21 protein-coding genes, 1 tRNA gene and 1 pseudogene are annotated in these 25,340 nt (G+C 59.4%); 6 read left to right on the top strand and 17 right to left on the bottom strand.

The window, feature by feature from the left end; genetic code table 11:
• The first annotated feature begins 24 nt into the window (after positions 1–24).
• From H7698_RS08730 to H7698_RS08715, 4 genes are all read left to right on the top strand, one after another.
• On the top strand, positions 25–663 hold the full coding sequence (locus H7698_RS08730; RefSeq protein ID WP_162440503.1) for a LysE family translocator: 639 nt from the start codon (positions 25–27) through the stop codon (positions 661–663).
• Positions 664–681: 18 nt separating this feature from the next.
• Complete coding sequence (locus H7698_RS08725) at positions 682–2,031, top strand: sensor domain-containing protein (protein ID WP_194691145.1); 1,350 nt, start codon at positions 682–684, stop codon at positions 2,029–2,031.
• 116 nt (positions 2,032–2,147) lie between these two features.
• On the top strand, positions 2,148–2,306 hold the full coding sequence (locus tag H7698_RS08720) for a KGG domain-containing protein (protein ID WP_010462447.1): 159 nt from the start codon (positions 2,148–2,150) through the stop codon (positions 2,304–2,306).
• Positions 2,307–2,382: 76 nt separating this feature from the next.
• On the top strand, positions 2,383–2,886 hold the full coding sequence (locus H7698_RS08715; RefSeq protein WP_194691144.1) for a DUF4142 domain-containing protein: 504 nt from the start codon (positions 2,383–2,385) through the stop codon (positions 2,884–2,886).
• 50 nt (positions 2,887–2,936) lie between these two features.
• Here the strand turns inward: H7698_RS08715 and H7698_RS08710 are convergent, their stop codons facing one another.
• Entirely contained in the window at positions 2,937–3,347 is a 411-nt protein-coding gene (locus H7698_RS08710; protein WP_162440506.1) for a low affinity iron permease family protein, read from the bottom strand.
• Between the two features lie 148 nt (positions 3,348–3,495).
• On the opposite strand from H7698_RS08710, the gene H7698_RS08705 reads away from it, so the two are divergent.
• Both H7698_RS08705 and tam read left to right on the top strand, forming a co-directional pair.
• Positions 3,496–3,642, top strand: a complete 147-nt coding sequence (locus tag H7698_RS08705; protein WP_178114344.1) for a hypothetical protein — start codon at positions 3,496–3,498, stop codon at positions 3,640–3,642.
• Positions 3,643–3,742: 100 nt separating this feature from the next.
• Positions 3,743–4,513 (top strand): trans-aconitate 2-methyltransferase, encoded by a 771-nt coding sequence (gene tam, locus H7698_RS08700; protein WP_194691143.1) that lies wholly within the window; start codon positions 3,743–3,745, stop codon positions 4,511–4,513.
• Between the two features lie 278 nt (positions 4,514–4,791).
• Here the strand turns inward: tam and H7698_RS31825 are convergent.
• From H7698_RS31825 to H7698_RS08625, 16 genes and pseudogenes are all read right to left on the bottom strand, one after another.
• Positions 4,792–4,860 (bottom strand): annotated as a pseudogene (locus tag H7698_RS31825) (type II toxin-antitoxin system HicB family antitoxin); the annotation flags it as partial.
• Positions 4,861–5,159: 299 nt separating this feature from the next.
• Positions 5,160–5,233, bottom strand: a tRNA-Gly gene (locus H7698_RS08695).
• Between the two features lie 179 nt (positions 5,234–5,412).
• A complete protein-coding gene (locus tag H7698_RS08690) occupies positions 5,413–6,297 on the bottom strand; it encodes an alpha/beta fold hydrolase (protein ID WP_194691142.1) in 885 nt (294 codons plus the stop codon).
• Between the two features lie 314 nt (positions 6,298–6,611).
• Positions 6,612–7,304, bottom strand: coding sequence for a pseudouridine synthase (locus H7698_RS08685; RefSeq protein ID WP_194691141.1), 693 nt, complete (start codon positions 7,302–7,304; stop codon positions 6,612–6,614).
• Positions 7,305–7,337: 33 nt separating this feature from the next.
• Positions 7,338–7,556: a cysteine-rich CWC family protein gene (locus tag H7698_RS08680; protein ID WP_162440526.1), complete on the bottom strand. Its 219-nt coding sequence runs from the start codon at positions 7,554–7,556 to the stop codon at positions 7,338–7,340.
• Positions 7,549–9,036 (bottom strand): sensor domain-containing diguanylate cyclase, encoded by a 1,488-nt coding sequence (locus tag H7698_RS08675; protein ID WP_194691140.1) that lies wholly within the window; start codon positions 9,034–9,036, stop codon positions 7,549–7,551. Before H7698_RS08675 ends, H7698_RS08680 begins: the two co-directional genes overlap by 8 nt.
• A 147-nt stretch (positions 9,037–9,183) precedes the next feature.
• Positions 9,184–9,513 carry a hypothetical protein gene (locus H7698_RS08670; RefSeq protein ID WP_194691139.1) on the bottom strand — a complete coding sequence of 110 codons (330 nt, stop codon included), beginning with the start codon at positions 9,511–9,513 and terminating at the stop codon, positions 9,184–9,186.
• Positions 9,514–9,876: 363 nt separating this feature from the next.
• Positions 9,877–10,287, bottom strand: a complete 411-nt coding sequence (locus H7698_RS08665) for a hypothetical protein (protein ID WP_194691138.1) — start codon at positions 10,285–10,287, stop codon at positions 9,877–9,879.
• Between the two features lie 7 nt (positions 10,288–10,294).
• On the bottom strand, positions 10,295–15,046 hold the full coding sequence (locus H7698_RS08660) for an RHS repeat-associated core domain-containing protein (protein WP_194691137.1): 4,752 nt from the start codon (positions 15,044–15,046) through the stop codon (positions 10,295–10,297).
• Positions 15,047–15,459: 413 nt separating this feature from the next.
• Complete coding sequence (atzF, locus tag H7698_RS08655) at positions 15,460–17,238, bottom strand: allophanate hydrolase (RefSeq protein ID WP_194691136.1); 1,779 nt, start codon at positions 17,236–17,238, stop codon at positions 15,460–15,462.
• 25 nt (positions 17,239–17,263) lie between these two features.
• The gene (gene uca, locus H7698_RS08650; protein WP_194691135.1) at positions 17,264–20,911 is read right to left on the bottom strand and encodes an urea carboxylase; all 3,648 of its coding nucleotides are present in this window, start codon (positions 20,909–20,911) and stop codon (positions 17,264–17,266) included.
• A gap of 316 nt (positions 20,912–21,227) precedes the next feature.
• Positions 21,228–21,869: an urea amidolyase associated protein UAAP2 gene (locus tag H7698_RS08645; protein WP_162439445.1), complete on the bottom strand. Its 642-nt coding sequence runs from the start codon at positions 21,867–21,869 to the stop codon at positions 21,228–21,230.
• An 11-nt stretch (positions 21,870–21,880) separates the two neighbouring features.
• The gene (locus H7698_RS08640) at positions 21,881–22,606 is read right to left on the bottom strand and encodes an urea amidolyase associated protein UAAP1 (RefSeq protein ID WP_194691134.1); all 726 of its coding nucleotides are present in this window, start codon (positions 22,604–22,606) and stop codon (positions 21,881–21,883) included.
• Between the two features lie 12 nt (positions 22,607–22,618).
• On the bottom strand, positions 22,619–23,407 hold the full coding sequence (locus H7698_RS08635; protein ID WP_162439447.1) for an ABC transporter ATP-binding protein: 789 nt from the start codon (positions 23,405–23,407) through the stop codon (positions 22,619–22,621).
• A gap of 19 nt (positions 23,408–23,426) precedes the next feature.
• The gene (locus H7698_RS08630) at positions 23,427–24,242 is read right to left on the bottom strand and encodes an ABC transporter permease (RefSeq protein ID WP_162439448.1); all 816 of its coding nucleotides are present in this window, start codon (positions 24,240–24,242) and stop codon (positions 23,427–23,429) included.
• Between the two features lie 16 nt (positions 24,243–24,258).
• Complete coding sequence (locus H7698_RS08625; RefSeq protein ID WP_194691133.1) at positions 24,259–25,326, bottom strand: putative urea ABC transporter substrate-binding protein; 1,068 nt, start codon at positions 25,324–25,326, stop codon at positions 24,259–24,261.
• Between the last annotated feature and the right edge of the window lie 14 nt (positions 25,327–25,340).

Here is a 25,340-nt window from a genome sequence, read left to right as displayed (position 1 = left end):
AGCGCACCTCGAACAGGAGTTCCCATGACCCCCACTCTGCTACTGGCCGTTCTCGCTTCGGGCTTTATCTATGCCATTACACCGGGGCCTGGCGTGCTGGCAGTATTGGGCATTGGTGCTGCACGTGGACGGCGGGCCGGGGCGGGGTTTCTCTGCGGGCATTTACTGGGCGATGTGATCTGGTGCAGTACGGCGCTGATAGCGATTGTCGGCGCGCGGGAAATTGGCAGCACGGCGTTCGACGTGTTGGGTGTGATCAGCGGCCTTTACCTGTTTTGGCTCGGATTGCGCGCAGTACGTGCCAAGCGCAGCAGCGCCGAAGTGCCTCAAGGGCCAGCACGGCAGCCGTTCTGGCATGGCATCCTGTTCGGGCTGACCAATCCTAAAGCCTATCCGGTGGCGGTGGCGACGTTCACCGCACTGCTGTCCAGTCGTGCAGAGTTGCTGCACTGGTCGATGTTGCCCTGGCTGATCGCGCTAAGTTTCATCGGAGGCCTAATCGCCTACGCTATCCTCATTGGCATCGTCGGCGCCCGGCAGGTACGCACTGTGTACCAGCGTCATGAACTGTTGATCACCCGGTTGTGCGGGGTAATGTTTATCGGTTTCGCCATCAATGCTCTGGTGCATGCAGTGCCGGGATTGGTGGCGAGCAAGACTTGAATCGGATCGCAGGGCACCATGGAAAGCAGAAATTCCGCGCCGCTGGCGAGTTACATCGATCTACTGCTGGACGCCGTGTGTGCGGTCGATAAACAAGGTCGTTTCGTGTTTATCAGCGCCGCCTGCGAACAGGTTTTTGGTTACACCCCCGATGAGTTGATCGGCAAGGCGATGATTGATCTGGTGCATCCGGCCGATCGACAGCGGACCCTCGACGCTGCGCGGGAGATCATGGGCGGCGAGCCCAAACTGAATTTCGAGAACCGCTACCTGCGCAAGGACGGTCGGGTGGTGCATATCCTCTGGTCGGCCCGCTGGTCGGAAGTCGATCAGCTGCGCATTGCCGTGGCCCGCGATATCACCGGGCGCAAGCAGGCCGAATCCCGGCAGGCGGCGTTGTACGCGATCTCCGAAGCGGCCCATGCCGCAGAAGATTTGCTGGCATTGTTCAAGCGTATCCATTTGCTGATCGGTGAATGGTTGCCGGCGATGAATTTCTCCGTGGCCTTGTATGACGAGCACTGTTCACAGCTGAATTTCCCCTATCACGTCGATGAACTTGAACCGCAACCCGAACAGCCGGGAACGGTCACCGGGCGCTTGTGCGCAGAGGTCATTCGCAGCGGACAACCAATTCTGCTGACCCCGGATCAAGGCAACGCTCCTGCGGGGTTCGAGGCGTTGGTGGCGGGCCAGGAATCTCCCTGCTGGTTGGGCGTACCACTGAACTCGCAAAACGGCACCATTGGTGCTCTGATCGTCAAAAGTGTTGCGGGCGGCGAGCGCTACACCGAGCAGGACAAGGAATTGCTGCAGTTTGTGTGTGCCCAGGTGGCCACCGCGATCGAGCGCAAGCAACTGCATGCCCGCCTCGAACGCATGGCGCAGTACGACGCGCTGACGCAACTGCCCAATCGCGCGTTACTCCGTGACCGTCTGAAAAGTTCGCTGACATTGGCTCAGATGGACGGCGGTCGCATGGCGTTGCTGTACGTCGATCTCGACCGCTTCAAGGAGGTCAACGACAACCATGGCCATTCGGTGGGCGATATGTTGCTGCAAGCGGTGGCTAGTCGGCTCAAGGGCTGCGTGCGCGAAACCGACACGGTGGCCCGCATCGGCGGCGACGAGTTCGTGGTTTTGCTGCACAGCATTCATGCTGCGGAAGACGCCGAAAAAGTCGCGAAGAAAATCCGTCAGGTATTGGCGCAGCCACTGCGCCTGGACGGCCACAGCTTGACCATTCGGACCAGCATTGGCGTCGCGCTGTACCCTGAACACGGCACTGAGGAGAAGCAGTTGTTCAGACACGCCGATGAAGCGATGTACACCGCCAAGCGCCAGTATCACTTACGCCTCGACGCCTGAAAAACGGCCACCGTTCGTCGCAGCGTTTGTAGCTTTTCTAAACCTTTTGGGGCTGTGAAATTCTGATCCTATGCGGGCTCCTGCTCGCCGCGATCATTACCAAGAGGTAGAGAATCATGCCTAACTCAAGAAACTCGAACTCGGGAAACTTCGCCAACGATCGAACGAAGGCGTCTGAAGCCGGTCGCAAAGGTGGGAAAACAACTACCACGACTGTCGATAAAGACCCTGCGAAACCCGATATGGGCCGCAAAGGTGGTCAGAAATCCAAGTAGTCGGTGAAGGTTGTTTTGATTGAGAGGCGGGGGCGAAAGCTCCCGCTTGAATTTTTTGTCAGAGGAGGGCGCGACCATGAGCCGGATGGCCACCCGTTTACGCAATGCCAGTTTAGTCACGATATTGGGGCTCTTTGCCAGCAGTGCTTTTGCACAATCGCCCGCTGAATTCATCAACGATGCTTCCGCCAAAGGCATGGCCGACATCGAAGCCAGCCGCCTGGCGCATCAGAAATCCGAATCCAAAGAAGTTAAGGACTACACCATTGTGGTCATCAATGACCGCACCACTGCCAATCAGCATTTGGCGAAGATCGCCAAGCAACTGGATTTGCCAGTGGCCCCGCGCGAAGAAGTGGTGAGTGAAGCCCAAAGCCTGATGCCGGAGTTGCAGGACGGCGCATCCTTTGACAAGGCATACGCAAGCAGCCAGGTGAAAACTACCGAAGAGGCCATCGAGCAACTGCAGCAGCAAGCGCAAACGACCGATGTGCCGGAAATCAAAGCCTTTGCCGAAGAAACACTGCCGAAACTGCAAAATCATCTGCAGATGGCCAAGGCTCTTCAAGCCAGTCGCTAATGGCTCTTATACAAACGGCGCGGGATTCCCTGCGCCGTTTTTGTTTTGGATCAGCAGTCGTTCAGATCCGTTTTTCGCTTGCTTGAAGCGGCCAGACCTTCCAGCGCATGAACGTCTTTCTCGCCCATGGCGCGATAGTGTTTGCGCAGCGCTTCCAGTTGCTTGAGATCGAGTAATTCAAGCCCGAGCATGGCGTTTTGCGCTTCCTTGTTCACCCGCAGCAACTCATCGATCTTCAAGTGCAGGATGTCGGTGTCGCGGTTCTGAGTGTTCTGGATCAGGAAGACCATCAGGAACGTAATGATCGTGGTCGAGGTATTGATGATCAGTTGCCAGGTGTCGTTGTAACTGAAAATCGGTCCACTCAATCCCCAGAGAAAAATCAGAATCAATGCACCCATGAACGTCTTGGGACTACCGGCCCACAAGGCGAGTTTCTGTGAGATTTTTGCGAATTTCATTGCCGTCTTCCTTATAGGGATGCGCCTGAAATTTGAGACAGCGCCGGCATATGGAAAATTCTGCTTACATTTGTGGGTCGTGAAAAAGACGCAACAAAACAGCCCTCGAGACAGTCACTACTCCAGTCACTCGAATTTGGAGAATCACATGAACGTCGCTCGCCTGTTTTGCCTTTCCTGCTGCCTGTTCGTCTTGCAAGGCTGCTTTGATAACTCGGATAACGAAACCAAAGACAACACGGATGGGACCAAATCTTCGGTGCAGATGCAGGACAAGGACGCGGCGGATAAATAGCGTTCGCCTGAGGTCGGGATTGGGGTCAGTGCACGGGCGAGGTATCGTAGCCAACCGGTGTCCGCACCTGGCCGCTATTACGCACCGACAGGAGAACGCAATGAGTTGGTCCGCCAAACAATACGTCGCTTTTGAAGATGAACGCACACGCCCCGCGCGAGACTTGCTCGCAGCCGTTCCGCCCATGGACGCGCGCTCGGCCATCGACATCGGCTGCGGCCCCGGCAATTCGACCGAATTGCTGGTGGAGCGCTTTGCCAACGCCACAGTGCGTGGCGTCGACAGTTCGACCGACATGATCGAAGCCGCGCGCAAGCGCTTGCCGCAGGTGCAATTCGATACCGTCGATATCGGCACCTGGGACGAAAGCGGCCCATTCGACGTGATTTTTGCCAACGCGGTGCTGCAGTGGCTGCCCGATCACGCAACGTTGCTGCCTGCGTTGGTGAACAAGCTTGCACCGGGCGGCAGCCTGGCGATTCAGATGCCCGATAATCTCAATGAGCCGTCGCACCGTTTGATGCGCGAAGTTGCCGCCGATGGTCCATGGGCCAGCAAGTTGGCGGACGCCGCCGGGCAGCGCACGGAAATGGCCAGTGCCAGCGATTACTACTCAATGCTGCGACCGCATTGCGCACGCGTCGATGTGTGGCGTACCACCTACCATCATCCCCTGGCGGGCGGTGCGTCGGGTGTGGTCGAGTGGTTCAAGGGCAGCGGGTTGCGGCCATTTCTCGAACCGCTGGATGAAGCGGAAAAGGCGCAGTACCTCAAGCAGTACCTGGCCGCGATCGAGCAGGCTTACCCGACGCTGAGCGACGGCTCGGTGCTGTTGCCGTTCCCGCGTTTGTTTCTGGTGGCGACTCGCTAACCCTGAGGGACGAATAACGCTGGAGGTTATTTGTCCCTTCGTTTGACGCTCAGGTAATCAAAGAGAAACGAAGCGAAACCGAACAACCCAATCATTGAAATGATCATGATCCCCAACTCTGAATTGTCCATGCTGATCTCTAGTGGAAAGATGAGCTGGCAGGTTAAGGCATCTCCGGTCGCGCTAAATGTCGCGCTACGCTTTCTTTACTGGCCCTCTGCAATCCATACGCAAAAATTACGAGAAAGGGCGGATTGACCCGCCTCCTCATAGCCAGCTCATCCCTGCTGCAACACCTTGAGTGCCGCCGAGGCCAGAAACCCTGAGCGGCTTTTCTCCTCTGGGGACGGGCCCGGGTTTCTGTAATTCAGGATTTTGCCGGACAGGAGAACGGCTAAGGCCTGTGAAGAGATTCGGAAGCGAAGTCCGCTTTATGTAGCAGCTGGCACAGGCTTCGCCAGCTGCTACAAAAAAGCGTGTTTCGGCTAGAGCGTTCCGTCGTTGGTCATTGTCTGATTGCCGAATTTGATGTCGTTGATCTCCAGGCGATCACCTAATCCCGGGCACAAAAAAACCGGCCATCGAGGCCGGTTTTTTTCTTTGCCTGCATCCCACGTTGAAAAACAACCTGGGATCAAAATTCGATTGGAGCGGGTGAAGGGAATCGAACCCTCGTTATCAGCTTGGGAAGCTGGAGTAATGCCATTATACGACACCCGCTCAGAGCGGCTGACTTTGTACCAGATGTGCGCCGGGAAATGAAGTTTTTCTTTAGGCGCGATCACTCGAGTACGGGTGAGGGCAACGCACAAACCACGTGGCGGTCTATCGCGGGCAAGCCTTGCTCCCACAGAAGCGGTAGCGTCCAGGCAAGCAGGCTTGCTCGCGATGACTCTGTTTCAGATGGCCAGTGCATGTTGGTCCTGGACGTAGTGGTAACGCGGTCGGCCTTCATGTGGCGAAGGCTGCAGGAAACTTAGCAGTGCGTTACGGCTGTCACGGCAGGCGGCTTTGTGTTCCATGTCGAGGAAGTGACCGGTCGCCTCAAGCGTGGTGAAGGTGCTGTGTTGAACGTGATTGGCGAACAATCGCGCGCCATCGGCGGCGGTGTATTCGTCCCATTCACCGTTCAGGAACAACACGGGAACGTTGATTTTCTCCGATGCTTTGAGAAAGCACTGGCGGTCGCTGTGCAGCAGGTCGTTGATGTGGAAGTGCATCTGCCCGTATTCATGATCGGCCAGGCTGCTGACGTGGCGATAGTTGAAGCGCTTGAACAGTGATGGCAAGTGCTTGCCGATGGTGCTGTTCACCAGATTGCCGACCCGGTCGCCATCGCGGCTGCCGAGGTAGTCAACGCCGCGCTCAAGGTAGTCGAGCATGTGCGCATTGATCTCCGGGGAGAACGAGCTGATTACGGCTTTTTCGATGCGTCGTGGCCGTTGGGCGAGGGCGACCAGGGTCGCGGCGCCACCCCAGGAAAACGACAGCACGTGTTCGGCGGCGAAGTGGTCGATCAGCTCCAGGAGGATCTGTCCTTCGACGTCCTTGGTCAGCAGTTTCTCGTGCAGGTTGTGTGCTTTAGACTTGCCCGCGTAGGGCTGGTCGTAGCAGACCACGTTGAATTGCGGATGAAGATTTTTCACGGTTTGTGCAAACGACGCAGTCGTGGCCATCGAGCCGTTGACCAGGATGATGGTCTTCTCTGCGGCGTCTGCGCGATAGAACTCCGTGTAAACCCGATACTGACCCTGTATATCCAGCACAGCGATTTCTGGCCTCATGTCATATGACTCCTGGCAAGCGGGTATGCGCGCAAATGAGATTGCACGAGCTTTGTGACAGGTAGGCATACGCCTGGAATTTTGAGAGGCCCATGTCGATCCGTTAAAGCAGGTCGACGGGTATTATTATTGGCGGGCAGTCTGCCGGTCTGAGGCGGAACCTGAGGGTTCTCTAACCGGCAAAAAGTTTCTTAGAAGTATGTTGTGACTCGTCAGTCACATTTCGGCTGACGTCCTGATTCAAGCAGGGCGGAAAGGTTCGCGCAAGTGCCTTTGGTAAATTGTTCGACAACTTCTGCTGAGCGGTAGGCTGCTTAGATCAATTGGATCTCTTCGTCGCTCAGCGGGCGGTATTCGCCCGGTTTGAGTAACGGGTCGAGCACCAGTGGACCCATTTTTTCGCGGTGCAGGCGCAGCACTTTGTTGTTGAAGTGGCCGAACATGCGCTTCACCTGGTGGTAGCGGCCTTCGACGATGCTCAGGCGAGCAGACGTTGGGCCGAGTACGAGCAGATCGGCGGGCAGGGTGGTGAGGTCTTCGAAAGCGAAGTACATGCCCTCGGCAAATTTCAGCGCGTACTCCGGAGCAATCGCTTGCTCGGTCTCGACCCAGTACACCTTGGGCAGTTTGGTCTGCGGCTGGGTCAAGCGACGCGACCAGCTGCCGTCGTTGGTTATCAGCATCAAGCCGGTAGTGTTGAAGTCCAGGCGGCCGGCGATGTGCAGTTCATCCTTGTCCGGTTCGTGGATCAGGTCGAGGACCGTCGGGTGCTGTGGGTCACGGGTGGCGCTGACGCATCCGGGCGGTTTGTGCAGCATGAAATGACGCACAGGCTTGCCGACTTGCAAGACCTCGTTATCCACCTCGACACGGCTGAACTCCCGGACTTCGGCATGCGGATCGCTGACGATTTTTCCGTCAAGCCGCACGCGTTTTTCCGCCAGCAACAGGCGCACCTGCTTGCGGTTGAAGCACGGCAGGTTGCTGAGGAAACGGTCTACACGCATGACGGGGGATCGGCAGGAAAGGGGCCGCGTATCTTACGGGATCGGCCGGGCGGCTGCTTGCAGTTGCGCCTCGACCTGCGCGCAGCGTGGGCAAAGACAGGATTTGTCGCGCAACTCGGCGGGCAAGGCCTGGAGCACGGCCGGATCGATGCTGACGCCGTAGCACCAGCAGGCCCGATCGGCGGTTCGCGGGTCGGCCAGGGTGCAATCGTTGGAGGCACCGCAGGCCGGGCAGGTATCTGGTTTATTCATAAACGGAGTGAGATTTTTCCACGCAGGTGCGGTTACGGCCGGTTTGCTTGGCCCGGTACATCGCATGATCCGCCCGGGACAGCAGCGTGTGCAAGGTGTCTTCGGGCTGCAACGTGGTGAGGCCGATGCTCACGGTCAGCTTCAATGCCTGATCGTTGTACGCATACTGCTGTTGCTCAACGTGCTGACGAATTTTCTCGGCAATCATCAGGCCTGTTTCACCGTCGGTGTCCTTGAGCAACACGATGAATTCTTCACCGCCCCAACGACAGACAATGTCGGAGTGGCGCAGGCAACTTTCCAGGTCCCGTGCGAAGCCGATCAGCACCTGATCGCCGGCGAGGTGACCGTAGGTATCGTTCAAGGCTTTGAAATGGTCCAGGTCGAGCAGTAACGCGGTCAGCGGTTTGGGTTCACGCTGGGCTTCGTGCATGGCTTGTGCGGCCAGCAGGTCGAAGCCTCGGCGATTGGGTAACTCGGTCAGGCTGTCGAGGGTGGCCTGGGCGTGGATTCGCGCCTGATAGCGCTTGATCACCCGGTTCAACAGGGCCAATACGATCAGCGTGATAAACAGGCAGATCAGCAAATTGAGGTACAGCGACTTGCGAATTTCATTGAGCGCGCCGTCTTCGCGTTTGTCGACGAACAGGTACCAGTTGAGCTCCGGAATAAACCGCACGTTGAGGAAATGACCCTGGCCATGAACGGAATATTCATAGGTGCCGCTGTGGGGTTTGGGCAGCTGGCTGACCAGGCTTTTCATGCTGTCGAGTTCGCCAAGGGTCTTGCCGATGTGCGCGCCCTCGGGGCCACCCTCGGCACCGGTCAGCACCAGGCGTCCGAAGGTGTCGACGAAGTACACGCTGCGTTGATAGCGCTGCTGATACTTGTCGATCAGCTTGATCACCGCATCAACCGTCAAACCGACGCCCGCTGCGCCAATGAAGCGGTTGTTGTAGTCGTAGACTTTGTAGTTGATGAAGAACGTCAGGTTGTCCTTGTTGGCCAGGTCCGGATCAACGTTGATTTCGTACGGATCGGCCATGTCACGCACGCGAAAGTACCAGGCGTCTCGAGGCTCGGTGACTTTGATCTGCTTGAGAACGCCTTTGGCGTGGTAGTAGGTCAGGCTGGTGTTGGAGACAAAAAACGCGGTGTAGGCGCCGTAGTGCGTCATAACCTCGTTGAGGTAACGAGTCATCTGCTCGGGGTTCTGCTCACCGTTGACCACCCAGTCGCGCATGAACGTATCCCGCGACATCATTGAGGAGATGAGGATGGGACGGACGAGGTCTTTCTGGATTTCCGAATAGACCGTGTCTGACGTCAACGGCAGTTCGGTGTTGACGATGCTGTCGCGGATCGACGCTCGCGAGGCGTAATAGCTGAGAAAGGACGTCGCCAGAAAGCCCGCACCCAACAGCGCAATCAGCGTAAGAACCAACGAACGTTGCGAATACAGCGGCGAGCGAAGCGGCATGACAGTTCCATCGGCAGTGATCCGGGTGGGAGGCATTCTAATGGGACTGCGGGGAAATAACTGCTGGATTTGTGGGGTGAATTGGTTTGTATCAGGGGCTGTACCGCCCCTAAACACCCCACTTATCTAAATCGATTCTATTCGCCGCTATGCCCCACTTGAACCTCGCGGCCGTAACCTCTGGCCAACCACATTCAGCACATCACACCCATCCCGCAGCGGAAGGGCGCAGAGCAGGGCGAAGTCACTGAGAATGAAAGACTGGCATTCGATTGATCCGCGCATGGAGAGGTTTTCCAGCACTTGGGTGACGGCGTGGATTCGGTAATTGGCGGCGTCGACCAGGACGTCGAGCGGGGCTTGGGTATCGATGAAGAGGGTGGGCATGTCGTCGCAGTTGCTGGTGAGGGGTTTGAAGCGGTTTTCGGGGTGGGGGGTTGGTTTTGTGTAGGGTGGATCGGGATGAAGTGCTTTCATTTGGTTGCTCTAAAGGAAGAATTGGAGCTGCCATAAGCCTTCCTACAAGCTTGGGTGGCAGCTATGCGCGGGGTAGGAATATCGAGACCTTTAGAGCAAAACTCGACCACGCCGAAGCGTGCCCGCGCATAACCGCCGCGACAGATTTTACGGACGCATCATAGTGGCCGCAATTTATGCTTCGACGCCGATGTAGCTCTAGCGGTCTTGAAGGGTTCCTACACCCTGCCACTGCAATTGCAGAGACCGCCAAAGACTATCGATGGAGTTCATGTCGCACCAGTTCATGAACATAGACAGAAATTGAAGGAAACGTCCGACGACCTTGTCCAGAAATTTCGTACGGTCCTACAACCGACTGCTTCACCAAGTGGATTGGTCTTCGTTGCTGGCCTTATACAGATCTTCTCTCCACTCAATAGTCGCCAATCGGAAAATGTCTGAAAAAAAGGCCCTTGTGTCCTTCATTTCGTCCCAACCGTAAGGAAATGACGAATATGCTTCCGGGTCGTATTGAAGTAACGATCGAAAATCATAGTTTTTGTTTTCGAGTGCCTCCATCAAGCACTTATGAAGCAAATATTTGTGGCGGTATGATTTTCGTGAGGGTAAGCAATAGTTCAGTATGATTTTTTCTCTATCGACTGGATCGTTTGGATCAAGCTGTTCCAGGGTGGCTCCTAAAGTTTCTTCGCGGTCATAGATATCTAACCCACCCAGAAAAAATGCAGGAGTTGGGTGGAAGGGTAGTCCATCATCTTTATCAATAAACATTTTTCGCCTACCTGGTTGGAAACAAGGTAAATGGTATGCCGGTTTCTTTGTCGAACTTCATTTCGAATCCGTGCATTTCAATTAATCTTGGGTTCTGTGGTGAGTTTGAATTGGGGACGTAACCTTCGCCGGCACCAGGTAACCTCATGCGCACAATATCGTTTAAATTACCATCTTTGCCCGTAAACTGCGTTAGCCCTCTCTCCGATCTAGTTATTGCAAGGTTGTATGCTGTCAACATTAAGTCATGACTGTAAAATCTGGAGCTTGGATTGCCTCTTCTATGATAAGGAGTAATACCAGTAATCGGATTCGTGCCGTCAATAGCTCTCTGTTTAAAGGCAGTATCTGGAACCTCCGGACCATGCTTCTCCATCATATGCATCCCTTGACTTTTATTCAGTCTGTGTAGCTCTTCTTTGGCTTTTTGTTCCTTAGCGCTTAACTTGGGCTCAGGTAGCTTTTGTTCGCCCTGATCAACCTTAACGCCACCTACATCATCTGGAATCGAACACCCAAGCTTCCCCGGCGGCGGACAACTCAACCCCAGCGGATCCACCCACCCCGTCGGATTCGGCGTGTACTGGTACTGGTTCAACCCACCCGCCAGCTTGATCGGGTCTGGCGTCAGGTACCGTCCAACATCCGGATTGTAGTAGCGATGCCGGTTGTAGTGCAGGCCGCTTTCGGCGTCGAAGTATTGCCCCTGAAACCGCAGCGGCTGCTCGAGCTGTTCACCGCCGCCGTGTTGAAGACGACTGACTTTGCCGTAGGCGTTGCACTTCGCTGACCAGACGATTTCGCCGCTGAAATCCGTCAGTTCCTGCGGCGTGCCGAGGTGGTCGAGTTGGTAGTAGAACGGGCAAGCCTTGCGTGGGCCTTTGCCGTCGAGCATGGCCAGCGGGCGGAAGCTGCCGGGTTCGTAGAGGTAGCTGCGGTAGTGGTTTTTGCTGCTTTCGGCGACGAGGTTGTCGCCTTGCCAGAAGAATTCGGTGGTGTGGCCATCGACGGTTTTGGCGATGCGCCGGCCGAAGGCGTCGTAGCGGTAGCTGGCGGTGCGGCCGTCGGGACGGGTGAGGCCGATCAAGCGGTGCTGGCAGTCGTAGCGGTACTCGGTGACGAGTTTTTGTGCGGTGCCGCGGCGTTCGCGGATCAGGTTGCCGAAGGCGTCGTAGTCGTAGTGGCGGTCGCCCTGCATCAGCAGGCGGTTGCCCTTGACGGTGGGCTTGCCGACGCGGTCCTGCATGAACAGGTTGCCCGCCGGGTCGTGGGCGAAGGTTTCCGGGTCGTCGTCGCGGGCGTGGTTGACGCGGGTCAGGCGGTTTTGCCGGTCGTATAGGTAATGGCGGCGGCCGTGGCGGGTGTCGGAAATTAGTTCGAGGTTGCCGTTGGCGCTGTAGGAATAGTCGCGGCGATACAGCGGTTGTTGCGGTTTGCCGATGGCATGGGCGGTCAGGCGACCTTGATCGTCGTAGGCATAGTCGCTGAGCAGGAGGCCTTGTTGACGTTGCTGTTCGCGGCCACCGACAACGTGATGCGCTGTCAGCCGGGCGCCATTGAGGTCGATGCCGGTGAGCGCGCCACCCGCCGCGTGGTGGTAATCGAGGACGCTGTTGTCCGGCAGGCGCAGGCGGTTGAGCTGGCCGCAGGCGTCGTAGCCATAGCGCAAGGTGCCCCAGCTCTGGTGTTCGGTGATCAGCCGGTCCTGGCGGTCGTATTCGAATTCCAGCGGGTGGTCGTGGCCATCGTCGACGCTGGTCAGGCGGCCGAGCGTGTCGTAATGATAGGTAACGGAGGCGCCATCGGGCAGGGTCTTGACCTGCAAGCGTCCGGCCGCATCGCGTGTATACCCGGTGACCAGTTGCGAGCCGTCCTCGCCAAACTCGGTCTTCTCCAGCAGGTGCCCGTTGAGGTCGTATTCGTAGGCGGTGCGCAGACCGTCGAAGCCGGTTTCCTGCCGGATGAGTCCGTTGGCGGTGTAGTCCAGAAGGTATTTTTCGCCGGACTCGTTCTCGATCTCCGTCAGCAACAGCTGCGCATTGTCGTAGCGATAACGCAGCTGCGAACCGTCCGGATTGATCCGGCGGCTGACCAGGTGCAGGTCCTCGACATACTCGTAACGCGTGACCTGGCCCAGTTCATCGGTGGCTGAGGTGAGGGTGCCGTAGGCGTTGTAGCTGTAAGCGCGGGTGGCACCGGAGGGTGAGGTGCTGTGGATCAGTCGGCCGACGGCATCCCATTGCGAATGCGTGACGGCGCCGTGTTCGTCTTCCTGGGTAATCCGCCGCCCCAGCGCATCGTAGGAAAACTTTCTCGTGTCACCTATCGGCAACGTTTCTTCAACGAGCTGGCCCAACGCGTTCCAGACGAACAGGTGCCGGCTGTGATCCGGGTAACGGATCGATAACAGGCGACCTTGAGCATCGTAACGGTAGTGCGTGGCGTGACCGTCCGGGTCGATGGCCTCGGTGACATCGCCCTGGGCATTGCGCAGGTATTTCCACTCGGCCTTGCCACGAAAGCGCGCGTGCAGAAAACCGTTGCGGTATTCGTAGGCTGTCGGCGCGTCTTCTGGAGGAATCAACGCCACCAGCCGTCCGGCCTCGTCGTAGTGGTACTCGGTGACCGCGCCCAGCGGGTCCTGCTCGGCGATCAATCGACCCTGATCGTCGTAAGACTTGAGGTGTTCGCCGCCATCCAGTTCGACCTTGCGCACCAGCCGCGCCCGATCGTCGTGGACGTACACCTCTTCGCTGCCATCGAGGTTTTTAACCGTGACGCTGCCCTGGTCATCCCAGATGTACTGCGCGTCCATCTGCCCGAACGAGGCCCAGTGACGGATGCAACGGGCGGCCTTGCCAGACTTTTCCCACGCCCAGAAGAAACTCGCCCCACCGGCCAGTTGCCGCTGCAGGATCACATGCTGCTCGTCGTAGCGGTAAAGCTCGCTCTCCTCGGCGGCATTGGTCGCTTCGATCAGGTGCTGGTGCTCGTCGTAGCGATAGCGGACCAGCGTCTGCTCGGTCACCCAGCCCTGTGCCACGGTGGGCGCCGGGGTAAACCGCTGGTAGTCGATGGCGATCAGGTGGCGGCGGTCGTAGCGCAATAACAAGGCGCGGCCGGCGCCGTTGTCCACGCGTTCGAGGCGACCGTGGTAGTCGTGGGTCAGGTGCAGGCGGTTGTCGTAGGCATCGCTGATCGTGCTCAAGCGGCCGTTGATGAAGTGATAAAAGCGCGGTGCGTCGCCGGCTTGGGCGAGGATCAGTTCTTCGGCCGCGTCACCGAGAAAAATCGCCGCCCGCGACAGGCTGTTGTGAATCGCCGGGCGTTCGCTGTTCGGCAGGGGAAAGGGCGTGCGCCGGTTTTCGTGGTCAATCCAGATGACTTCGTCGCCGATGATTTCCAGCCGATGGGACAGGCTGTGGCTCCAGCCGAACCCGAGGCCGACATCGAGCTCGGCGGCGCTGGTGCGGTAGAGGCGGGTGAAGTCGAAAGGGAGGAGGCCGTCGAGTGTGCCGTCGGTGAGGGTGAGCAGTTCTTCGCCGGTGACCATCGACACCGGGCAGCCATTCTTGCAAGTGGACGCCACGCAGGTGGCGGCGTCGTCGTTGGGGTTTTTCGCTTGTTTCGAGGCGTCGTCGCGGTGTTCGTTCTGCTTGAGGGTAGTGTTCTTGCGGGCGTTCCAGTTCAGCAGCAGGCGACCCTGATTGGCGCCGGCTGCCATGCCGCGCGCGGCGACGGCTTTGTAGTCGTGGACGTATTGGGTGATCGAGTTAAGGGTGTGAAAAGTCGCCTTGACGAATCGCAGCGCAAGGCCGGCCAACACCGAACCGTACTTCAGTCCGCGAAATGCCAGATAGGCCGCAGCGATTGGTATTCCTACCCCGGTGCTCGCAAGCGCCAGCGCGATGAGCGTATCGATGAGGACCTGTCCGATTAATTCTCCTGCGGCACCCGCCACCTCACTGGGCGGCAGCATCTCCCACCACAGACTGGCAGTTCGCAGCAGTAAAATGAGCACCGCTTCATCACTCGCCAGCAGCATGGCTTTTTCCATTGCTGCGGGGGACTCTCGAGCCAGATCCATCAGCGATTGCGCACTGCTGCCCAGCCGCTCACGGTATTTTTCAGGATTCTTAAGAATGTCGAAGACCAGGCTGATGGTGTCCCACACCCCAACAATCGCTGCCCAACTCCCGGCCAGCATGCCGTTCCCCGCCGCCGCAAACACCGACTGCGACCACTGCGGTTTGAACCCTTGCCACTCCTTGCGCAGCCAGTCTTCCAGTTGCCCGGTCAGTCCGTCGTAAGACTTGAAAAGCGCGTTAACCTGCTCCGACGTCACGGCGCTTTGCACATGCACCCGGTAAAACTTTCCGGGAATACCGCGGAACTGTCCCTTGCCATGCTCATCAAGCGTGACCGACTTGCGCTCGCCACCCTCGACCGCAATCACATCAACCTGAATGTTCCCCAGCGGAATGTCATACACCGACTCGAACGTGCTCTCGATCAGCAGAATCCCGCCGCTCGGGCACTGCGCCACCGTGGAGAAAAAATCGTCATCACGACGACCGACCACCGTGGTGCTATCGCCGAGCTTGATCCGCCGATCCATGTCCATCAACGACGGCAAATCCGTCGCATGACTGACGGTGTCGGTGGCGCGGCTGAACCAGTGATCGAGCTGCTGGCGATACAGCGTCAAGGTGTTAGGAAAGTCGTCGAGTGCCTGCTCGATGCGTGCGCTGTGCTCCATCAGCGCGGCGCTTCGAACGCAGGCGAACACACAATCGGGTCGAACATGGACAGTCCCTCGCGCAGGAAAAATGGCGCGGGAGACTGTGCGGGGGATCAGCGGGGAAAGAAGTCAGGCGGGGTAGATGTGGTTGGTAGGAAGATTCGCTGAAAGGCGAGGATGAACCGGTTGGCACTGAAAAATCACACTATTTCCATGCGCACAAAAACAACTGTGGGAGCGGGCTTTCTTGCGAAGGCGGTGTGCCAGTCAAAGCACTAGTCGACTGACGCACCGCCATCGCTGGCAAGCCAGCTCCCACAGGGTTATGTGTGAATGTCGCGAAGGCGGTGTGCCGGTCAAAGCACTAGTCGACTGACGCACCGCCATCGCTGGCAGGCCAGCTCCCACTGGGTCAGGGGTGAGCCTTGAGATTACTGCAGATTTTTCAGGTACGCGCGCCACCCTCCGAAGTGACTGATATCCACAGCCCCCTCCAGCCCATACCCTTCGCAGATGAACCCGCTCTCCCAGCGCCCATCCGCCAGTTGCACCTTGCCCAATCCCAATGGCGCCGGGATTCCGGTCAGGAACGAGCCCAGCTCACTGCTCGGCAATTCCCATACCTCCACCGCAATCGCCACTCCGCCGTCCTTCACCCGAACCATTCCCGGGCGGAAGGGCGGCCCACCGGCCAGTGCGTACAACTGATAGTCCGGCGAACTGAATGTCGTCTCGACCAACGTGGCCCCACGCCGTTTCAGTTGCCAATTCAACGCCAGGCCATCCAGATGCGCCCCGCATACCACCAGCCGTGCGCGGTCATTGCGGGCGAGCGTCGTTGGTGCTGATAGCGTTGAACCTTGGTGACGCTGCAACGCATCCGCCACGCTCAACAAATACTGGTCGGTGAATACCCGCCCGAACAGCGTTACACCCCACGGCAAGCCATTGCCCATGAAGCCGCTCGGCACGGCGACGGCCGCGTAGTCGAGCAGGTTCATGAAGTTGGTGTAGTAACCCAATTGCGAGTTGCGCAGCACGGGTTCGGCTTCCAGTTCGGCCAGCGTCACCGGGCGGCCGATGGTGGGCGTGATGACGCAATCGAGATCCTCCAGTGCCTTGTCGCACAGCACCTTGAGGGCTTGCAGGCGGTACTGCGCGCGGAACGTTTGTACGCCGGTCACCGCCGGCGCCTTGGCCAGCACCGCACGAATCACCGGCAGCACGGCTTCGGGATGGGTCTCCATCAGCTCCCCGGCGACGCTGTAGCGTTCGGCGACCCAAGGCCCTTCATAGAGCAGGCGGGCGGCTTCGAGGAACGGCGACAAATCCAGCTCCACCGCTTCACCACCCAAGGCTTTGAGCTGGTCGATGGCATCACCGAACAACAGCGGACCTTCGGGGCAGCCGAAGAATTGCAGGTCCTGCGCACGGGGTACACCGAAACGAAATGGACGGGGCGCACCGAACGCCGAGCCGTCATTCCACAGCGGGTTGCTGCGGCTGTACTCGTCCCGAGGATCAAGCTGCGCGGTCAGCGCCAATAGCTGGCTGGCTTCCCGAGCAGTCGTCGTGAACGTGGTCACGCAATCGAGCGTGCGGCAGGCCGGTACGACACCCGCGGTCGAGATCAGGCCTTTGCTGGCTTTCAGTCCGACCAGATTGTTCAGCGCCGCCGGTACCCGTCCGGAGCCCGCCGTGTCGGTGCCCAGGGAAAAGCTCGCCACACCGAGTGCCACGGCCAGCGAAGACCCGGCGCTGGAACCCCCCGATGGATACTCCGGCAACACGCTGTTGGGGCAGGCGCCGTAGGGAGATCGACTGCCATTGAGGCCGGTCGCGAACTGGTCGAGATTGGTCTTGCCCAACGGGATCGCCCCCAGCGCCAGCAAATGCTCGACGATGGTCGCCGAGCGCTCTGGCACATAGGCAAATGCAGGGCACGCGACAGTGGTGGGGATGCCCGCCAAATCGATGTTGTCCTTGACCGCGAACGGCACGCCGAACAACGGCAAGCTGTCGATGGTTTGATCATCGAGGGCGGCCAGATAGGGCTCCAGTTCTTCGACGCTCAGCAAGTGGATGAACAGGTGATAGTCCGGGTTCAACGCTGCGGCTTTGTCGCGCAGGCTCAGCAGCAGTTGCCGAGGCGTGACGCTGCCGTCGCGGTAGGCATTGCGCAGGGCGTCGAGTTGCAGATTGATGTTCATGGCATTGATCCTTTTAGAAATGGTTTCAGTCGAGTTCCAGCACCACGACACGCTGCCCGGCGCGCACCGCCGAACCCGGTTGCACGCGAATCTCGCGCACCACGCCAGCCATGGGTGCCAATAGCGGAATTTCCATCTTCATCGACTCCAGAATCACCAGCACGTCGCCGGCCTGAACCCGGCTGCCGGTTTCAACCTGAACCTGCCAGAGGTTGCCGGCGATGTGGCTGTCGACGCTCTGTTGACCGCTGGCCAGTGGTGCATCCTCGGTCACCTCGGGGGTGAGTTCTTCACTGTCGAAATGCGCCTGGCCACTGGCGATCCAGCGCTCGCGCTCGGCGTTGAAGGCGCCTTTTTGCTGATCGCGAAACGCGGCGATGGTCTCGGCTTCCTTCGCCAGGAACGCCTGGTAATCCGCCAGGTTCAGCTGGCTGTGTTCGATGTTCAAATCGAAACGCCCGAGCGGAAAATCCCGGCGGATGCGCAGCAGTTCATCGGCGCTGACCGGGTAAAAACGGATCTGGTCAAAGAAGCGCAGCAACCACGGTTTGCCATCGAATGCGGCGACTTCGCGATAACGGTTCCACATCTGCAAAGTGCGACCGACGAACTGATACCCGCCGGGACCTTCCATGCCATATACGCACATGTAGGCCCCGCCGATGCCCACCGAATTCTCGGCGGTCCAGGTGCGCGCGGGGTTGTATTTGGTGGTCACCAGGCGGTGCCGCGGGTCGAGGGGCGTGGCGACCGGGGCGCCGAGGTAGACGTCGCCCAGGCCCATGACCAGGTAGCTGGCGTCGAACACCGTGCGCTGCACTTCGTCGAGATTGGGCAGGTCGTTGATGCGGCGGATGAACTCCAGGTTGCTCGGGCACCACGGTGCGTCCTTGCGCACGGTGGTCATGTATTTTTCGATGGCCAGCTGACAGGCAGGATCGTCCCATGACAGGGGCAGATGGACGATGCGCGACGGGACTTGCAGGTCCCTGGCGGCACACACGGCGTCCCATTCACCGGCGACGATGCCGAGCAAATCCGCCAGCGGCAGTTGTTCGGGTTGGTAGTGCACCTGCAGTGAGCGGATGCCTGGCGTCAGGTCGATCACGCCGTGCAGGTGTTTGCTTTCCAGTGCCTGCATGAGGGCGTGGGCGCGAAAGCGCAGCACGAGATCGAGTTCGGGGGCGCCTATTTCCAGCAGTAGATGCGTGTCGCCGGAGAGGCGTGCAACCAGCCGGGTATCATCCTGGCCCAAATCCAGCACAACAGGCGACACGACCCCCTGTAGGAGCGAGCCTGCTCGCGATGGTGGCCTGTCAGTCACATCAATGGCGGCAGTATTGCCGCCATCGCGAGCAGGCTCACTCCTACAAGGGGCATTCCATTTCAGGGCGAGGTTACGGGCAGTCTTCAGGTCGACGGGGAGGAACTGCACTTTGTCGCCCGCCTTGAGTTGCCCCAGTTGCCAGAGGTCCGCTTCGATGACTGTGACAGGGCAGACAAAACCGCCCAGGCTGGGACCGTCCGGGCCGAGGATCACCGGCATGTCGCCGGTGAAATCCACTGCACCGATCGCATATGGATTGTCATGAATGTTCGACGGATGCAGCCCGGCTTCGCCGCCATCAGCCCGCACCCATTGCGGCTTCGGTCCGATCAGGCGCACACCGGTTCGGCTGGAGTTGAAATGCACTTCCCACTGAGTGGCGAAGAACGTGCCGATGTAGTTTTCGGTGAAGTATTCCGGCGCGCCGTGGGGGCCGTAGATCACCCGGATTTGCCGCACGCCTGGCAGTTCGGTGACCTGTTCTTCGGGCAGATGATCACCATGCTTACGGTCGCTCAAAACAGGGATATGCAACACATCTCCCGCCCGCAAAGCCCGCCCGCCGTGCCCACCAAACTGGCCGAGGGTGAAGGTGCTTTTGCTGCCCAGGTAATCCGGAACCTGAAGGCCTCCACGCACGCACACATAGCTGCGAGCGCCCGCGCCGGCGATCGTGCCGAGGCTTAACGTAGCGCCCGCCGGAATCAGCAGCGGGGTGTTCATCGACACTGTTTCGCCGTTCAACGCCAGCGGGATCACGGCCCCGGTGACCGCCACCACCGCCTCGCAATTGAAGCGCAGCAACGGCCCGCTCATGGTGATTTCGAGTGCCGCGGCACCTTCGTCGTTACCCAGCAGACGATTACCCAAACGCAGCGCGCGACTGTCCATCGGCCCAGACGGCGGAACGCCCACGGCCCAATAACCAAGACGACCGGGATAGTCCTGCACGCTGGTTTGGGTCCCCGCGCTGAGCACCTCGAACGTGTTGGCCTGATAGACCAGATTTTCCAGGCAGCGAGTCCACGGCTGGCCGCTGGCAAAGGGCGCGTCGAGCAGGATCTGCCGCAGATAATCGCGGTTGGTTTCCAGGCCATACAGCACGCTGTCGCCCAATGCCTGATGCAGATCGGCGGCTGCTTCTGCCCGGGTCGGCGCCCAGCAGATGACCTTGGCGATCATCGGATCGAAGTACGGCGGGATCTCGCAACCTGCCTCGACCCAGGTGTCGATGCGCAACTGTTTACCATCGGCGGCAGGGAAATGAACGGCCGTCAGCAAGCCTGGGCTTGGCTGGAAATCCCGACCTGGATCTTCGGCGTAGAGGCGTGCCTGGATGGCATGGCCGTCGGGTTTCAAACCTTCGCTCAGTTCGCTCAGGGGCGGCAGATCACCGGCCGCCAGCGCCACCATCCAGCGCACCAGATCCACGCCCCACACTTGTTCGGTGACACCGTGTTCGACCTGCAAACGGGTGTTTACTTCAAGGAAGTAGAAACGCTGGGCTTCGCTGTCGAACACAAACTCCACGGTGCCGGCGCTGCGGTAGTTCACTGCTTTGGCCAACTTGATCGCTGCGGCACACAGCTCATCGGCCATGCCGTTGGGCAGGTTGGGCGCAGGGGTTTCTTCAAGGACTTTCTGATTGCGACGCTGGACGGAGCAATCGCGCACGCCGAGGGCAATGACGTCACCTCGACCGTCGCCGAACACCTGGACTTCAAGGTGGCGGGCGCGCTGGATGTACTTCTCGATAAACACGCCAGCGTCGCTGAAGTTGTTCTGGCCAAGACGTTTGACCGTTTCAAAGGATTCGCTTAATTCCGCCGCGCTGCGGCAGACGCGCATGCCGATGCCGCCACCGCCGGCGGTGCTTTTGAGCATCACCGGATAGCCGACGTGTTCGCCGGCAATCAATGCCGCGTCGAGGCTGTCGAGCAGCTCGGTGCCTTCGAGCATCGGCACGCCATGCTGTTTGGCCAGGGCGCGTGCGGTGTGCTTGAGGCCGAACACCCGCAGTTGCTCTGGCGTCGGGCCGATGAACGCGATGTTGGCCGCTTCGCAGGCTTCGGCGAACGCGGCGTTTTCCGAGAGGAAGCCGTAGCCGGGATGGATCGCCGTGGCGCCGGTTGCCCGGGCGATGGCGAGAATCTTGTCGACGGCCAGGTACGTGCCAGCGGCAGCGCCTTCGCCGAGGCTGTGAGCTTCATCGGCCTGCAGGATGTGCAGGCTGGCAGCGTCAGCTTCGGAATACACGGCGACGCCTTTGACCTGCAGTTCACGCAGGGTGCGCAGAATGCGGCAGGCAATGGCGCCACGGTTGGCAATCAGGACTTTTTCGAACATGGCATAACCCCCGGAGGCGATTGCGCATCAGCCTCGACCTGGGATGCGGGCCGTCCCGCAGTTTTTCGATAAGCGCCGGGGTCGTCCTCGGGCGAAAACAGTTCACTCGAACATACTGCTAACCCCTGTGGGAGCGGGCTTGCTCCAGGCGGCGTTCAGACGATGAGGCCAGCACATTTAACATTGATGTTGACTGACACATCGCCATCGCTGGCAAGCCAGCTCCCACAGGTTGGGTGGTTTCAGGGTTTTTTCAGGCACTGCCCGGAGCGGGCCTGGCACAGGGTGAACAGCCATTTACGCAACCGCGTCATTTTCAGTTCCATACCAGGATCTCCGCCGGGGTCGGGTTGTAGGCGTTGCAGGGGTTGTTCAGTTGTGGGCAGTTGGAAATCAGCACAATCACGTCCATCTCGGCGCGCAGGTCGACGTATTTGCCTGGCGCTGAAATCCCGTCTTCGAAGGTCAGTCCGCCGTCCGCCGTGACCGGTACGTTCATGAAGAAATTGATGTTCGGCCCGATGTCGCCCTTGCCCAGTCGACCATCGTGGACGCAGGCGCGCAGGTAGTTGTCGCGGCAGCTGTGCATGTAGCGTTTTTCCAGGGCATAGCGCACGGTGTTGCTCTCTTGGGCGCACGCGCCGCCTAGGGTGTCGTGGCGTCCGCAGGTGTCGGCGACGATGGTCAGCATTGGTTTGCCGAGGTTGGAATAGAGCACGCTGCCGGTGCTCAGGTAGACGCTGTTCTGCCGGCGCAACGTGCGCTGTACGTCGTAGCGTTCTTTCGGATTGGCCACGCTGTAGAACAGGGTGTCGACGGCTTGATTGCCTTCCAGATCGAGGATGCGCAGGGTCTGGCCAGCCTTGACCTCCGTCAGGAAGGGTTCGCCAGCCGGGACCTTAGCGCGATACACCGCGTTTTCAGGCTGTGGTTGTGCGGTTGCAATAGCGAGTGACATGGCAGCGATCCTCAGGCGAACAGACGGTCGGTGTTGATGAAGCCACGCTCGTTTTCCGGGCGCGAGGTGCGGCAGTGTTCGGCGACGCTGGCGTCCGCCTTCATCCAGCTAAGCTTCAAGGGTTTTGGTGCGTAGTCAGGGGAGGGGTCCATCGGGTGTTGCAAGGCGGTGAGCACCACCAGCGTGTCCATGGGGGCGTACAACTCGATGTAGTCACCGGCCTTGGAGTTACCCTCGACGAAGTGAAAATGCCCGGCCTCATCGACGTTGACCCGGCTGAAAAGATTGAGCGTCATCAGCAAGTCGGATAGGCCCAACCCCCATTTGCCCAGCTCCACCAGCAGGTTGTCAGTGCCGTTGCGGAAGAAACCGTTGCGCAGTTCCTGATAGCGACCGGCGCCGTATTTTTGCGCGACTTCTTCAGCGCAGAGCACGCCACCGAGGCTGTCGCTCCAGCCACAGGTGTCGGCGGTAATGGCGGCCAGCACGCGGCCCATGTCCGAGTACAGGCAATGGCCGGTGGTGAGCTTGGCGGTGTGTTGGCATTTGAGGCTGTCGGGCAGGTTCAGGCGCTCGGTTTTTTCGTTTGCGTTGAGCAACGTCAGGCTGACATTGGCACCGCCGCGCAGGTCGGTCAGGCGTAGCAGCTGGCCGCGTTTCATGATGAAAGAACAATGGCCGCCGCCAGGGAGCGTTTCTTCGGCGAAGACCGGGAACAGTTGGGTCGAATCAGTCATGTGCAAACTCCTCTAAGCGGTACGAAGCAGGCCTGCCAACGGCGTCGGCAAGGCGTCGACGGCGGCGCGATTGACGCGGCGGTCGCTGTTCAAAGGGATGTCGTAGGTGATGCGCGCGCCATAGGCTCCGGGGGCGTGCGGGTCGACGCGGACCTTGTCGAATACCAGCAAACGCGTGCCCAGGCTGAAGCCTTCGGACAGGTCATGGGTGACCATGAACACCGTCAATTGCGTCTCGCGCCACAGCTCCAGCAGGAGGCCGTGCATGTCTTTGCGGATGCCCGGATCGAGGGCGCCGAAGGGTTCGTCGAGCAGTAATACCCGCGGTTTCATGATCAGCGCCTGAGCGATGGCCAGTCGTTGCTGCATGCCGCCGGACAGCTGCGCCGGATACCTGTCCAGCGCATGCCCGAGGCCGACTTTGTGCAGCAGTACCGAGGCCTGTTCGCGGGCGTCTTTTTTGGCGCTGCCAAACAACCTACCGAGTAACGGCGAGCGGGGCAGCTCCAGGCCGAGGGCGACGTTGTCCAGCACTGTCAGGTGCGGGAACACCGAGTAGCGCTGGAACACCACGCCCCGGCTCGAATCCGGTTCGCTGGCCAAAGCCTGGCCGTCGAGCAGTATCTCTCCGCGGCTGGCGCGTTCCTGGCCGAGCAACAGGCGCAGGAAGGTCGATTTGCCGCACCCGGATGCGCCGACCAGGGTGCAGAACTCCCCTTCGTTGACGTTCAGGTTCAAGCCTTCGAGCACCACCTGATCGGCGTATTGCTGCCAGACGTTTTTCACCGTGATGAAGCTCATGCGCGGGCTCCTTCGGAACTCATTTGGAGGCACCTTCGTGCCAGGGGAACGCACGCCGGGTCAGGCGCTTGAGGCCCCAATCCATCAGCCAGGCGAGCAGGGTGATCCACACCACGTACGGCAGGATCACGTCCATTGCCAGGTAACGGCGCACTAGGAAAATCCGGTAACCGAGACCGTCGGTGGAGGCAATGGCTTCGGCGGCGATGAGGAACAACCACGCCGAGCCCAGCATCAGGCGCAACGAGATCAACAGGCGCGGCAATAGTTGAGGCAGCACCACGCGCAACATCAAGGTCCAGGTGGATGCGCCGAGGGTCTGGGCCTTGATCAGCAGTTCGACCGGAATTTCCCGGGCGCGCTGTTCCAGGTCACGGGCCAGGCAGGGCGTGATACCAATCACGATCAGCATCACTTTCGACAACTCGCCCAGCCCGAACACGATGAACAGAATCGGCAGGATCGCCAGCGGTGGCACCATCGACAGCACCGTCAGCAAGGGGGACAGCGGCGCCCCAAACAGCGGTAACGTGCCGGCGGCGATGCCCAGGCAAAGCCCGGCAATCGCGCTGATGCCCAGGCCAATAGCCAAGCGTCGCAGGCTGGACGCGGTGTCCTGCCACAACAGGTAGTCCCCGGTGCGGGTATCCGCAGTGAACGCCAGGCGTTTGACCGCGTCGGTCATTTGCACGGCGCTGGGCAGCAGCTTGTCGTTGGGGTTGTCCATCAGCCGCTCTGCCGAGCCCATGAAGTAGGCGAACAGCACCAGGGCGAAGGGCAGGATCACCAGTAACAGGCGACTCGGGCGATCCGGGTGGCGATTGATCAGGCGCATGGCCATGTCCTCCTGATTACAGCTTGGCGTCGGCCGCCATTTGCACGTAGCTCGGGTCGAAGCGCAGCTTGAGGTTGGCTTTGTCGCCGCTGGTCACACCGTTGGCGAAGGTCATGCCGACGGCGCTGGTGTCTTTCGCGCCTTCACCCAGCAAGCCGTGCTGGAACGAGAATTCGGCGACCTTGCGCATGGTGTCCGGCAACTGTTTGCTGGTGGTGAAGGCGAGGGCTTCCTGCGGTGTAGCGAACAATTTGGTGGTGTCGAGTTGGGACTGGAAGCCGGCCAAATCGGTGCCTGAGGCTTTGGCCATGTGTTCGAGCGCAGCTTTGCTGGCGGCATTTTTCGCGTTCATCAACTCGACCACTTCGAACCACGCACCGGTCAATGCTTTGCCCAGGGCCGGGTTGTCTTTGAGCGTGGCGCTGTTGACCACCATCATGTCCATGATTTCGCCGGGGATCTGGCTGGAGTTGAAGACTTCGGTCACACCGGGCTTGGCCTTGATGTCCGAGAGCATCGGGTTCCAGGTGGTGACGGCGTTGACTTGATCCGTGTTGAAAGCTGCCGAGATGTCGGCGTCGGAGGTGTTCACCACTTTCAGATCTTTCTCGGCGAGATCGACTGAATCCAGCGCCCGAGCGAGCAGGTAGTGGGACACCGACAGTTCGACCAGATTGACGTCCATGCCTTTTAGGTCGGTGACTTTTTTGCCCTCGCCTTTAAGTACGATGCCGTCATTGCCATTGGAGAAGTCGCTGACGATCAGCGCGGTGCTGTCGACGCCGCCGGCCGCCGGGATGGTCAGCGCGTCCATGTTGGTCATGGTGCAACCGTCGAACTGGCCGGCAGTGTATTGATTGATGGATTCGACATAGTCATTGAGCTGTACCACATCGATCTTGATGCCGTATTTCTTCGCCCATTTGTCGACGATGCCTTGGCTGCCCGCGTACTCCCAGGGCATCCAGCCGGCATAGATCGTCCAGCAGACGCTGAAGTGGTCTTTTTGTGCGGCTTGGGATGAGAAGCTCACAACGGCTGCGAATGCAGCGGCGAGCAGGGTGGGTAAACGAAGCTGGGACATGGTGGTTCTCCAGT

It is taken from the genome of Pseudomonas sp. p50(2008) (assembly GCF_015351605.1).
Lineage (GTDB): Bacteria > Pseudomonadota > Gammaproteobacteria > Pseudomonadales > Pseudomonadaceae > Aquipseudomonas.
This window is presented reverse-complemented; position numbering and strand designations above follow the sequence as displayed.

Bases quoted from the DNA above. Each gene is read 5' to 3' on its own strand.
- H7698_RS08635 (WP_162439447.1), bottom strand. From the start codon at position 23,407: ATGAGCTTCATCACGGTGAAAAACGTCTGGCAGCAATACGCCGATCAG.
- H7698_RS08690 (WP_194691142.1), bottom strand. From the start codon at position 6,297: ATGAGGCCAGAAATCGCTGTGCTGGATATACAGGGTCAGTATCGGGTT.
- H7698_RS08645 (WP_162439445.1), bottom strand. From the start codon at position 21,869: ATGTCACTCGCTATTGCAACCGCACAACCACAGCCTGAAAACGCGGTG.
- H7698_RS08720 (WP_010462447.1), top strand. From the start codon at position 2,148: ATGCCTAACTCAAGAAACTCGAACTCGGGAAACTTCGCCAACGATCGA.
- H7698_RS08625 (WP_194691133.1), bottom strand. From the start codon at position 25,326: ATGTCCCAGCTTCGTTTACCCACCCTGCTCGCCGCTGCATTCGCAGCC.
- H7698_RS08715 (WP_194691144.1), top strand. From the start codon at position 2,383: ATGAGCCGGATGGCCACCCGTTTACGCAATGCCAGTTTAGTCACGATA.
- uca (WP_194691135.1), bottom strand. From the start codon at position 20,911: ATGTTCGAAAAAGTCCTGATTGCCAACCGTGGCGCCATTGCCTGCCGC.
- H7698_RS08685 (WP_194691141.1), bottom strand. From the start codon at position 7,304: ATGCGTGTAGACCGTTTCCTCAGCAACCTGCCGTGCTTCAACCGCAAG.
- H7698_RS08730 (WP_162440503.1), top strand. From the start codon at position 25: ATGACCCCCACTCTGCTACTGGCCGTTCTCGCTTCGGGCTTTATCTAT.
- H7698_RS08675 (WP_194691140.1), bottom strand. From the start codon at position 9,036: ATGCCGCTTCGCTCGCCGCTGTATTCGCAACGTTCGTTGGTTCTTACG.
- H7698_RS08660 (WP_194691137.1), bottom strand. From the start codon at position 15,046: ATGGAGCACAGCGCACGCATCGAGCAGGCACTCGACGACTTTCCTAAC.
- H7698_RS08680 (WP_162440526.1), bottom strand. From the start codon at position 7,556: ATGAATAAACCAGATACCTGCCCGGCCTGCGGTGCCTCCAACGATTGC.
- H7698_RS08630 (WP_162439448.1), bottom strand. From the start codon at position 24,242: ATGCGCCTGATCAATCGCCACCCGGATCGCCCGAGTCGCCTGTTACTG.
- atzF (WP_194691136.1), bottom strand. From the start codon at position 17,238: ATGAACATCAATCTGCAACTCGACGCCCTGCGCAATGCCTACCGCGAC.
- tam (WP_194691143.1), top strand. From the start codon at position 3,743: ATGAGTTGGTCCGCCAAACAATACGTCGCTTTTGAAGATGAACGCACA.
- H7698_RS08670 (WP_194691139.1), bottom strand. From the start codon at position 9,513: ATGAAAGCACTTCATCCCGATCCACCCTACACAAAACCAACCCCCCAC.
- H7698_RS08640 (WP_194691134.1), bottom strand. From the start codon at position 22,606: ATGACTGATTCGACCCAACTGTTCCCGGTCTTCGCCGAAGAAACGCTC.
- H7698_RS08725 (WP_194691145.1), top strand. From the start codon at position 682: ATGGAAAGCAGAAATTCCGCGCCGCTGGCGAGTTACATCGATCTACTG.
- H7698_RS08665 (WP_194691138.1), bottom strand. From the start codon at position 10,287: ATGTTTATTGATAAAGATGATGGACTACCCTTCCACCCAACTCCTGCA.
- H7698_RS08710 (WP_162440506.1), bottom strand. From the start codon at position 3,347: ATGAAATTCGCAAAAATCTCACAGAAACTCGCCTTGTGGGCCGGTAGT.
- H7698_RS08705 (WP_178114344.1), top strand. From the start codon at position 3,496: ATGAACGTCGCTCGCCTGTTTTGCCTTTCCTGCTGCCTGTTCGTCTTG.